An 11,317-nucleotide genomic window follows, 5' to 3' on the forward strand; every position below is an offset into this window, starting at 1 on the left:
GAAACCGAGTGATCTAGCCATGAGCAGGCTGAAGGTAAGGTAACACTTACTGGAGGGCCGAACCCATATCTGTTGCAATAGATCGGGATGACTTGTGGCTAGGGGTGAAAGGCCAATCAAACTCGGAAATAGCTGGTTCTCCGCGAAATCTATTTAGGTAGAGCGTTCGTTGTATTCTCCAGGGGGTAGAGCACTGGATGGGCTAGGGGTCCTCGCAGGACTACCAAACCTAACCAAACTACGAATACCTGGAAGAACTGACGAGCAGACACACGGCGGGTGCTAACGTCCGTCGTGGAGAGGGTAACAACCCTGACCACCATCTAAGGTCCCCAAGTTATGGCTAAGTGGGAAAGGATGTGAGGATCCCAAAACAACCAGGATGTTGGCTTAGAAGCAGCCATCATTTAAAGAAAGCGTAACAGCTCACTGGTCTAAGTAAGGGTCTTTGCGCCGAAAATGTAACGGGGCTAAAGCCATACACCGAAGCTGTGGATACGTCGCAAGACGTGTGGTAGCGGAGCGTTCCGTAAGCCGGAGAAGGGATATCCGTAAGGGGTCCTGGAGGTATCGGAAGTGAGAATGCTGACATGAGTAACGATAAAGGGAGTGAGAGACTCCCTCGCCGAAAGTCCAAGGGTTCCTGCTTAAAGTTAATCTGAGCAGGGTTAGTCGGCCCCTAAGGCAAGGCCGAAAGGCGTAGTCGATGGGAACCACGTTAATATTCGTGGACCTGTGGGAAGTGACGGATTGTGTAAATTGTAAGATCTTAATGGATTGATCTTGCTTTGAAGCAGTCCCGGGAAATAGCTCCCACGTATAGACCGTACCCGAAACCGACACAGGTGGACCGGTAGAGAATACCAAGGCGCTTGAGAGAACTACGTTGAAGGAACTCGGCAAATTGCACGCGTAACTTCGGAAGAAGCGTGACCCTTTAGCGGGCAACCGTTAGGGGGTGGCACAGACCAGGGGGTAGCGACTGTTTACCAAAAACACAGGGCTCTGCGAAGTCGCAAGACGACGTATAGGGTCTGACGCCTGCCCGGTGCTGGAAGGTTAAGAGGAGATGTGAGAGCATTGAATTGAAGCCCCAGTAAACGGCGGCCGTAACTATAACGGTCCTAAGGTAGCGAAATTCCTTGTCGGGTAAGTTCCGACCTGCACGAATGGCGTAACGACTTCCCCGCTGTCTCCAACGTAGACTCAGTGAAATTGAATTCCCCGTGAAGATGCGGGGTTCCTGCGGTTAGACGGAAAGACCCCGTGCACCTTTACTATAGCTTTACACTGGCATTCGTGTCGGCATGTGTAGGATAGGTGGTAGACTTTGAAGCAGAGGCGCCAGCCTTTGTGGAGTCATCCTTGAAATACCACCCTTATTGACATGGATGTCTAACTGCGGCTCGTTAACCGGGTTCAGGACAGTGTATGGTGGGTAGTTTGACTGGGGCGGTCGCCTCCTAAAGAGTAACAGAGGCGCGCGATGGTGGGCTCAGAACGGTCGGAAATCGTTCGTCGAGTGCAATGGCATAAGCCCGCCTGACTGTAAGACTGACAAGTCGAGCAGAGTCGAAAGACGGTCATAGTGATCCGGTGGTTCCACGTGGAAGGGCCATCGCTCAACGGATAAAAGGTACGCCGGGGATAACAGGCTGATGACCCCCAAGAGTCCATATCGACGGGGTTGTTTGGCACCTCGATGTCGACTCATCGCATCCTGGGGCTGGAGCAGGTCCCAAGGGTATGGCTGTTCGCCATTTAAAGCGGTACGTGAGTTGGGTTCAGAACGTCGTGAGACAGTTCGGTCCCTATCTGCCGTGGGTGTAGGAATATTGACAGGATCTGTCCCTAGTACGAGAGGACCGGGATGGACATATCTCTGGTGGACCTGTTGTGGCGCCAGCCGCATAGCAGGGTAGCTATATATGGACGGGATAACCGCTGAAGGCATCTAAGCGGGAAACCCACCTGGAAACGAGTATTCCCTGAGAACCGTGGAAGACGACCACGTTGATAGGTCAGGTGTGGAAGTGTGGTGACACATGGAGCTTACTGATACTAATCGTTCGATTGACTTGATCGTTCCCATTACAAATGTTCATCTTTGCTGTGCAAAGATTACTTTACTGCGCTCACGGGCGCAGCCCTCCGCGGGGGCGGCCAAAAGTGGCCGACGCGCGGTCGCACTTTTAAGTGAGAGTAAAAGAACAATACCAACAGAAAGATATTCGGCTTCTTGAAAAATTGTTGCGCTTTGCTGACCTGGTGGTTATAGCGGAGCGGCTGCACCCGATCCCATTCCGAACTCGGCCGTGAAACGCTCCTGCGCTGATGGTACTTTGTCTTAAGACACGGGAGAGTAAGTCGCTGCCAGGTCTGCCAAGTGCAACAATAGCTTCTCTGATCTTTACGATGTTTAGCTTCGTGCTTCCTCTTCAATTGTTATTTAACGGGCAGACCACTCTTGAATGGTCTGTTTGAATTGCTATATTGAATTTAGCCAACCGGCTTTTTTAATATTCCGCTATATCGTCTTTCTCCTTATAGCGGTCGGTTTTGCGGTTTCTGTTCCCCGGGCTCGCTTCGCCCCTTACAGCTTCTCGTAAAACCCTTATCCTTGGCGCGGGGTGGAGCAGCCCGGTAGCTCGTCAGGCTCATAACCTGAAGGCCGCAGGTTCAAATCCTGCCCCCGCAACCAATCATCCCCACACACCTTCCAGATTTATATCCGCATTTGATAACCGCTGCACTTCATGAAGCCTGCGGTTATGATAACGTTCAAACGTTCGTCGTTTGCCTTGTAGTGTGGTGATATAGGGCGGAAATCGCGACCGTTATAACGCTATCCCCGAATATCAGTATGTGAAAACCAAAATCTGGCTTCGGGAAAAAGCGGGCTTCAATACTTGCTATCAACTGCCCGTCAAAAATATCCTGATAAAACACCCCACATGACCATGAGGTAATTAAATTGCCTCCTTCAAAATGGCCGCTGATCGTTGGGTGCAAAAGAAACCTAGTCACCCGTTGTTGCCCGATAAATCGTGTTCTGGAAAAGCAGGTCATCGCTAACGGCTTTTGTTCATCTCTGGTTCAAATGAGAGCTCTCTAGTGAGTCATTGGCCGCTTTGCCAACGGCTAAAATTGATTTGACACTTGGCGGCAAACAGAACGGTTTTAAGTGTTACCAAATTAGAATCGACATCGGCTCATTGCCCACCGGCTCCGTTTAACGCGTTCCCTGAGCGTCTCATAGACAGTAAGAATCGGTAGCGGTTGCAATACAGCTTCGTTCTCGTTAATCATTGCCGGCATGGTTTAGTGGTCGAACCGATATTTGCTCAAATGCAGATGGTTGGAATAGTTTTGTTGGCGAGCAGTATATTAATACCTATAGCTGGCCGCTTGGCGAAAACTGACGCACAGCTCATCAATGATCAAATGATAAATGCTGATCTTTAATATCGGATGCCTTGGTGGTTTTGTTCTTGTCAATTTCTGTATGCCAAGGACATTTCAAAGGGGGGGGAGGATATCTCTGTTGTAGAAAATGCATTTTCAACTTTTTAGCGGGAGTCTACACCTTTTAGGTGTGCTGATATTGCGAATACAAATAATTATGGTTTAAAATTTCATGTTGGGAGTTGTAATAAACAATACAGGCATCTTAAAGTTGCCCAGTATTTATAAGCAATATGTGTAGGGGATTATTCTTGTGGATTTGTTGCTAGGCTTGGGACGGGGTGTAGTCCACGTTGTTTTGTTTGTTGCGGGGCTTGTGAAAAGCGAAGCATCACCTGGTTTAGTTGCTCTTGCTCTTGTGATTGCTCTGGTTATTCTTGCATTCGTTTTTTCTATCAAAGGTGCTCGTAAAATAAGAGCGATCAAATGGGTCCTCAAGGAAATCCGCCAAAATAGTAAAGGTGAAAAATTCGGAAGTGATATCACCGAAATTACCCGGGCTATTCACGCTTCTGCTAATGACGACCCCAAGAAACATCTGGAATCCGCTTGGGTGAATTATCGCGGAACATTTATCATTGAAGATAAGAAAGACACGAATGATTCTCTAGACATTATTGTGCATGGTGTCACACGGCCTTCTACTTTTTTCAATACCGAGGATCTGGGATTTGGCCTAGGTGCATGGCGCATCGTTCCGGGGCTTTTTGTTTCTATTTGACTATTCTTCACTTTTCTCGGTTTGGTCGCAGCCCTTTCGACAATGGGGCAAAGCAGTGAAATTACCAGTTCGGTGATGAGCCAACTGCTTTCAATTGCCGCGGCAAAATTTATCATGTCGCTGACAGGGCTCTTATGTTCGATTATTTTTACGATATGGATGCGTCGCTTATATAGTCGGCTTGAATATCTATTGCATAATCTTTGTCGCGAAATAGAGAAGCGAGTTTCGTACATAAATCTGGAAGATATTGCGATCAAGCAATTGAACGCGACTGTAGCACAGAAAGATCATTTTAAAACAATCGGTCTGGAATTGGTGGCAAAATTAGAAAGGCCGTTGGTCGAACTTCCCGATAAAATGAAAGAATCCGTAAATTCGGCGATTGAGCCGGTTATGGAAAAAGTAAGCCAAATGGGCACTCAAGGGGTCGGCGATATGGTGTCGGGCTTGTCTGCTCAACTGACCAATTCTGTTACAGCGGCTTTACAGGAAGCGAGTGTTAGAATTGCAGATGCCGGAGACAAACTCGGACAAGTGGCGGACCGGCTTGAGCAAAGTTCGGGAAATATAGGAAGTAATATGGAGGGGATTGTTGAAAGAGTTGTTAAGGGGGTTGATGAACTCAAACTTGCTTTATCGTCATTCAAACAACAAATCCAAACAGTAACGGCAGACGAGGCGACTGCAGCCGGAGAAAAGATGCAGGCTGTTGGCCATCAGGTGAGCGGATATATCGGCGATGCCGGTAAAGTTGTTGCTGACAGAGTTTCCAGTATAAGTAACGAGATTGCTCAAACGGTTGGAAATCTGGCTGAAAAAGCCGGGAAAGATCTGGTTGCACCTTTGGCGGATGTCGGAACAAGCCTGCAGAGCCTTATTGGACAAATTAACAACAGCACAAATAATATGGCATTGATGTCGGAAGGTGTAAAAGCAGGTGCTGATGCATCGTCACGTGCAGCAGTTACTTTCAATGGTACAGTCGAAACGTTGGTGGAAGCGGTCACACCGGTTCGCAATATTGTGGACGGAATGGGCACATCAATACAAAAATTGAATGAAAGCACAAATCACGTTGCAACCAGTGTTGTTAATTCCACGAGAGCAGCCGGGCAAGCATTGGAGACCGCAAAAACTATATTGAGTGATGAACGGAGTGCCGTTAATGCGGCTTTATCAGGCGTTAGTGAAATGCTGGAGCGAATGAAAAGGCAAGGCGACCGGCTTGACACCATGGACGAGAAATTGGGTACAGCTTTTGAACAATATGCTTCCCAAGTAGAACAAGCGATCAACACTATATCCGAGCACGTAAATGAATTACAAACCCGCCTGCAGCCTGCGTTGGAAACGATGCGCGAGGTTGTCGAGCAGGCCGAGACATTCATGCCTCAGCAGACGCGGAGCTAATCAATGCGCTTTTTTCCCCGCATGAAAGAGCCGGATGAAGAGCAGGAGAGTGTCTTCATATCTATGACGGATATGACGGTCAGTTTTCTTTTTATCATTATTCTGCTTCTTGCCTATTTTGCCCAGCAATATAGTGAAAAAACGACAGTTCCACGTGACATTTATGAAAATGTTGTCAAGGAACGCGATGAGTTGCGCGCCGAATTGGAGAAATTGAAAAAAATCGATCCTTTGGAAGCCTATATGGCCGCAACCGCAATGGAACGCCGTCGTATATTGGAAGAACTACGCAATGAATTGAAAATAGACTTTCCGGATCTTGACGTTGTTATCAGCGAGGAAACCGACGCATTACGGTTTCAGGGAGATGGACTTTTTGCCACCGGTTCGGCTGTTTTGCGCCCTGATAGGCAAGCTATTGTCGAAACATTATCAAAACGCTTAAGACAGATTTTACCCTGCTATTCTATCGGTAAGCTATCGAAATGGGCGCAAAATTGTAATCCGAGTAATGCGATTATTGAATCGGTTCAGATCGAAGGGCATACGGATTCAACCGGCGACTTTATGTCCAATCTGGACCTGTCAACAGCACGCGCCAATAGCACCTTCTCCAAGGTTATCAGCGTTTCTCCGGACCTCGTCGATTTTTTAAATTTTAAACATCAACCGATTCTTTCGGTTGCCGGCTACGGTGAGATGCGCCCTGTTAAAGACAATTCGACTAAAGAGGGGCGCGACACAAATAGACGGGTTGATTTGCGGATCATTATGTATACACCGACGCGATCCGCCGAAATCGAACGCATTAAGAATGTGTTGAAAGATAGCCGTTTTGGAGGTGATATCATTGCGCCTCACTGAATCTCTTCAACGTAAAATTTCGGCCAATTTTATACTGCCGGCTCCAGCAAAAGGTGTCTTTGACGAGATTGCCAAGATTCATCATGAATGGCCGGATATAACACCCGACATTTCTGAAGTAGATCAGGAAGAACTCATTCAGGAGATGCTTCGTCATCTTGAAAACGATGAATGGATCGACGTTAGAGTTTCTTTTGTCGTTAAGGTTGCTTATGCGGTGTTTTCGCCAAATAATCGAAACAGAGAAGATCTCGCTCCTCTCCGGCATTTTTATTATGAGGAAATCAAGGTATCTGACAGGCGATCTCTGCTCAATGCTTTTTTTAAAATATATCTTGAAAGCTTTCAACAAGAGAGCGAGCATACGCGGCTTCTTGCTGAAGCGCTTGGTGTTAACCATCAGTCCCTGGGAGTGACGTGGCAAAAACTTATTGGACTTGTTCCTGACATTTTAACCCCTCTTTCGGCACCACAAGTACTCGCCGATAGAATGATTGATATGAGTGACATTTACCAAGGGATGAAAGAACTTGGCATCTACAATCCTCATATGTTGGGACTGATGAATGAGGCTCATCTTCGTTTCTTGGCGATGGTGCATCAAAATCTTTATAAACGTGATGAAATGGAACGTATGATGAATTGGCTGAAGCCTGAAGGGCGGGAGGCCAAGGAAGTCGGTGCAGCTGAAGCAATAACAGCACTCATTCGTGTCTGGAATGGACGTTCACCTTCAAAAGACGATGTTTCCTTTCTCACAAAAAAGTTGGTTTCCATTTATGGTGATCCACGCATCAGGAAAACCAGTGTTTGGGGGCAAGTCCCAGAAGACGCGCGAAGAACGTTTTTTCGCTGGCTTGCCGGCAATGACATTCGCTTCTTTCTGGACGTTGTTTCAAATGTTGAAAGAGATGTGGAAGACGGCGGGAATATGTGGGAAACACGACGTAAGTTCTGGCTCGATCTTTTTGATGAAGGCCGTATTGACGATGCATGGGTTGCATTCAGTGATGACGGTTGGCGAGAAGCACGTCGTATCCGGCAATCCTTGCACGACGACACGACTATGCAATATGCCAAACAAATAGCCGGCGGTTATCGTGAAAAAACATCACTTCTCATAATGCGTATCGATCGAAAAATCGTCGTGGAAGGTTCTCATAATTATAAAGTTTACGTGTTTGACGAGAATGAACGAGAAGTCCCGAAAATGCATGAACGAAACTACGATTGTAACCGGATCCGTAATATCAAAGCGGATCAGGGCATTGTACATATCGGGAACTGGCAACAGAAAGTTCTGTTAAAAATATGAGGCGGATAAGATGAAATTCAAGCTTTCGTTAGATGAAAAAAACAATGTCATTTTAACAGTTGCGCCGCAACATAAGAGTATTTTTCAGAAACTGTTAGGTGCCTCCCAAACCGAAAGCCTTGATCACGTCGATGATAAGTTGGCCTTCGCCATTGATGAATTGCGTTTCTTGTCGGAAAAGTATTCCAACAAGGAACAGCTAGATATCACGCCGACACAAATCATTATGTCACCCCATCTTGCAGCCAGTCTTTCCAACGAAAGTGCCCAACAGCTCGGTTTGCCACTTTTTACGGATTTAACAATTGAATTTGATGCTAAAAATACATTCGGTAGCCCCGAATTCAGACTTGCTTATGAATGGCAACGCAACGGCATAAGGGAAGTGCCTTGTCGCAAAGGGGCTATTTTAGAGACAGAAAATGGAATGAAGCGCATTCCAATCTGGTTGTTGGAAGCAATCGAAATTGCGGACAGTCACCACGCAGGAAAAAGCCTCGAAGATGATTGGGAGGCTTTGGCAAGATTTCGTAAGAAACTTGAACCGGGTGTCACGCTTGATAACAGTCGCGATGCGCATGTATCAATGACAGATTTCTTAAGTGGTCTGAAGGTAAGCCTGATTGACCGTTTTTCTATATCGCCCGTTGGAAAAGATGATTTTACAATTATTCCCTTTGATGGCGAGCACCTGCGAGAGCGGCAATCGTCGAGCGGAAATGATGAAATTTCAGAAAATCAAAGTGAAATTGATGGTATCAATCTGAAACGGTTCAACCGCTTGGTCAAAGATCGTGGCTCGTTGACGGCTTACAGCATCCAAGCAGGCCATTTCGTCGTCATTGAAAAATCAGCCAAGCTTGCGCTTGACGTTATGGCAAGAAAACAAAAGGCGTCGTCTTCCGAGCGACAGGAATTCATCAAAAATCCAGGCTTGGAAATACGTAATGCCGTCATCGACAAATTGAGGAGCGACGGAAAACTTGATGGTCTTGCACCGGATGCAGAAGAAGAACTTATTGAACGTTCGAGCGATCATTTATTTGTTGAGACGAAAGAATATTCGGAACGCGTTACAGGAATTGGCCTATTTAAAAAACCCGATATTGGCGGCTTTATTGACAGCTATTCGACATGGGGGTTCGAGGATTTTGGCCAGTTGAAAGCAAGACTCGACGAAAAGTCGGTTGCAGAAATAGGTCATATAAAAGATGATATGAAAACGGCTATAGCCGAGGGAAAACAGGAAATTCAAATAGATAACTTTGATATCCCTGTTTCCCAGAACAGTTACGACAATCTTGAAAAATACTATGACCAACGTGTTGCAATTGCCAATGGCGAAGAAGGCCCGCTTCATGACGAAAAGTCAACCGGTAGAGACGAGCTTGATGAAAAACAAGGACCTTTTGTCCTGCAAACAAAAGACAATTTTGACGATTTGGAATGGTTGGCAAAGCTTAATCCACGCACAACGGATGTCCCCAGTACCATTCCCGATTCAATTGTTACGCCATTAAAAGAACATCAGAAAGAAAGTTTAAAATGGCAAATAGACGCTTGGAAAGCAGGCTTGCCAGGTATTTTGAATGCCGATGAACAGGGTCTCGGAAAGACATTACAGACAATTGCATTTTTAGCCTGGTTAAAACAGGTCAATGCGAAGAACGACATGAAAAAACCGGGGTCTTTTTTGGTTGTTGCCCCCACTTCATTGCTACAAAATTGGCAAGACGAAGTTGACCGCCACCTGATCAAGGGAGGTTTGGGGGCATGCATGAAACTCTATGGTGCTTCGATTAATTTTTTTAAAAATGCAGGTGTCAAAGGTAAAGATACCGATAGCGGAGAGGAAAAACTAAACTTTGAAGATCTGCATCAAGCGATCGAGGAGGGGCGGGGTCATCGTTATTGGTTCATAACCACCTACACAACAATGGGTGACTATCAGCTTTCTTTAGCAAAGATACCATTTTCCGCTATTATCTTTGATGAAATTCAAACATTAAAAAATCCGACAACACGTGTATCCAAAGCTGCCAGTTCAATGAATGCCGATTTCCGTATTGGCTTGACAGGAACTCCGATTGAAAACAGTGCCGATGATCTTTGGTCTATTATGGATCAGCTGTCACCGGGAACATTGAACACTCTTAAAGAATTTCGGGAACGTTATAAAAATGTCGATGAATCCAATATGGCAGAGCTTCACGACCGTATTTTCTTGTCACATAAATCAATACCGCCTTTGGCTCTGCGCCGTATCAAAGATCAGGTTGCAAAAGATTTGCCAACCAAAACGCGTCTGCTTCATCCGGAAATAATGCCGGATATCCAAGTTATAAATTATAATGAAGCGCGTCTGGAAGAGCTCAATAGTTCAAGAGGCAACAAACTCAAACTTTTACATCATATCCGCGCAGTATCGGTGCATCCCGATATTGATATGATGTGCGATGAAGAGGAATACATTGATGCTTCTGCCCGGCTTAAAGCAACGATGGAGATTTTGCGAAAAATAAAGGCAAAGCAAGAGCGGGCACTTGTTTTTATTGAACATTTGAAAATGCAACGCCGTTTTATAGTTTTAGTCCAGAGGAAACTTGGTCTTAATAACGTTGGCCTCATCAATGGCGATACACCGATTGAACAACGCCAAAAAATTGTCCAACTTTTTCAAAGACATTTGCAACATGATGAGGGGTTTGACTTGCTTGTTCTTAGTCCGAGAGCTGCGGGAACAGGGTTGACTTTGACAGCAGCTACCCATGTTATCCATCTTTCAAGGTGGTGGAATCCCGCAGTTGAAGAACAGTGCAACGACCGCGTACATCGTATCGGGCAACAAAAACCGGTCAAAATACATATTCCGATGGCGATACATCCTCGTTTTCAAGAAAATTCTTTTGACTGCCACCTGCATAGTTTGATGGTGCGCAAACGCCATTTGGCGAGTGCGACACTCTGGCCTATGGGTGATGGTCAAAGTGATGTCACTGCACTTGAGCAGGGCATGACTGCTGAAGAATTTGATCAGACAGATAATCCGATCAAGAAAACAATGGAGAATATGTTCAAAGGTGACGGTTCGCCGAATTATCCTCCAAATGCGGACGGGTCTTATACATATGAATAAGGCAAGATAGGGCGGCCGGCGATAGTGTTAAGGTGGCTATTGTTTCGCACATTCAAGCCTGCTGCTCGGTCGATAGCCTATCGCAATTTTTTCAAAGAAGGCGTGACGCTAATGAAAAAGATACGCTCATGATAAAACTTGGTGTCATCGCAAAAATTGTCAGCAGCAAAACGGCTCAACAGACAAAAAGTTTTGATTGACGGTATCAATACCGATCAAAGATAAAACACTACATGGCTTATTATAGAAAATTCACGCAGCCCGATTTTAGATCGGCACTAAAAATGCTGAACATTAGATTCATTTATCCTGATAAATGAAGAAAAAGAGAAAAACGACTTATAATAATATAAAAAACAAAAATAAATTCCTCTCAAACATTTCCTTGTATAAATAAAATATA

At 45.6% G+C, this 11,317-nt stretch carries 5 protein-coding genes, 1 tRNA gene and 2 rRNA genes (1 of these 8 cut by a window edge); all 8 read left to right on the top strand.

Annotation, left to right across the window (positions count from 1 at the left end; genetic code table 11):
• Nucleotides 1–2,086: ribosomal RNA gene (locus PEB0122_RS04050) — 23S ribosomal RNA — on the top strand (it extends 723 nt beyond the left edge of the window).
• A gap of 178 nt (nt 2,087–2,264) precedes the next feature.
• Nucleotides 2,265–2,379: ribosomal RNA gene (gene rrf / locus PEB0122_RS04055) — 5S ribosomal RNA — on the top strand.
• A 245-nt stretch (nt 2,380–2,624) separates the two neighbouring features.
• Nucleotides 2,625–2,701: transfer RNA gene (locus PEB0122_RS04060), tRNA-Met, on the top strand.
• A 1,017-nt stretch (nt 2,702–3,718) separates the two neighbouring features.
• Entirely contained in the window at nt 3,719–4,186 is a 468-nt protein-coding gene (locus tag PEB0122_RS04065; protein WP_075915528.1) for a hypothetical protein, read from the top strand.
• Between the two features lie 42 nt (nt 4,187–4,228).
• Nucleotides 4,229–5,599, top strand: coding sequence for a phage tail tape measure protein (locus tag PEB0122_RS04070; RefSeq protein ID WP_075915530.1), 1,371 nt, complete (start codon nt 4,229–4,231; stop codon nt 5,597–5,599).
• Between the two features lie 3 nt (nt 5,600–5,602).
• Entirely contained in the window at nt 5,603–6,463 is an 861-nt protein-coding gene (locus PEB0122_RS04075; RefSeq protein WP_075915532.1) for an OmpA/MotB family protein, read from the top strand.
• Nucleotides 6,450–7,778, top strand: a complete 1,329-nt coding sequence (locus PEB0122_RS04080; RefSeq protein WP_075915534.1) for an EH signature domain-containing protein — start codon at nt 6,450–6,452, stop codon at nt 7,776–7,778. The genes PEB0122_RS04075 and PEB0122_RS04080 overlap by 14 nt, the downstream gene beginning before the upstream one ends.
• 10 nt (nt 7,779–7,788) lie before the next feature.
• Nucleotides 7,789–10,914: a DEAD/DEAH box helicase gene (locus PEB0122_RS04085; protein ID WP_075915536.1), complete on the top strand. Its 3,126-nt coding sequence runs from the start codon at nt 7,789–7,791 to the stop codon at nt 10,912–10,914.
• Nucleotides 10,915–11,317: the final 403 nt, after the last annotated feature.

Origin of the sequence: Ditibartonella apis (assembly GCF_001952075.1) — a bacterium.
In the GTDB taxonomy this organism is placed as follows: domain Bacteria; phylum Pseudomonadota; class Alphaproteobacteria; order Rhizobiales; family Rhizobiaceae; genus Bartonella; species Bartonella apis.

Coding starts and splice junctions, on each gene's coding strand:
- PEB0122_RS04070 (WP_075915530.1), top strand. CDS start 4,229: ATGGGGCAAAGCAGTGAAATTACCAGTTCGGTGATGAGCCAACTGCTT.
- PEB0122_RS04075 (WP_075915532.1), top strand. CDS start 5,603: ATGCGCTTTTTTCCCCGCATGAAAGAGCCGGATGAAGAGCAGGAGAGT.
- PEB0122_RS04085 (WP_075915536.1), top strand. CDS start 7,789: ATGAAATTCAAGCTTTCGTTAGATGAAAAAAACAATGTCATTTTAACA.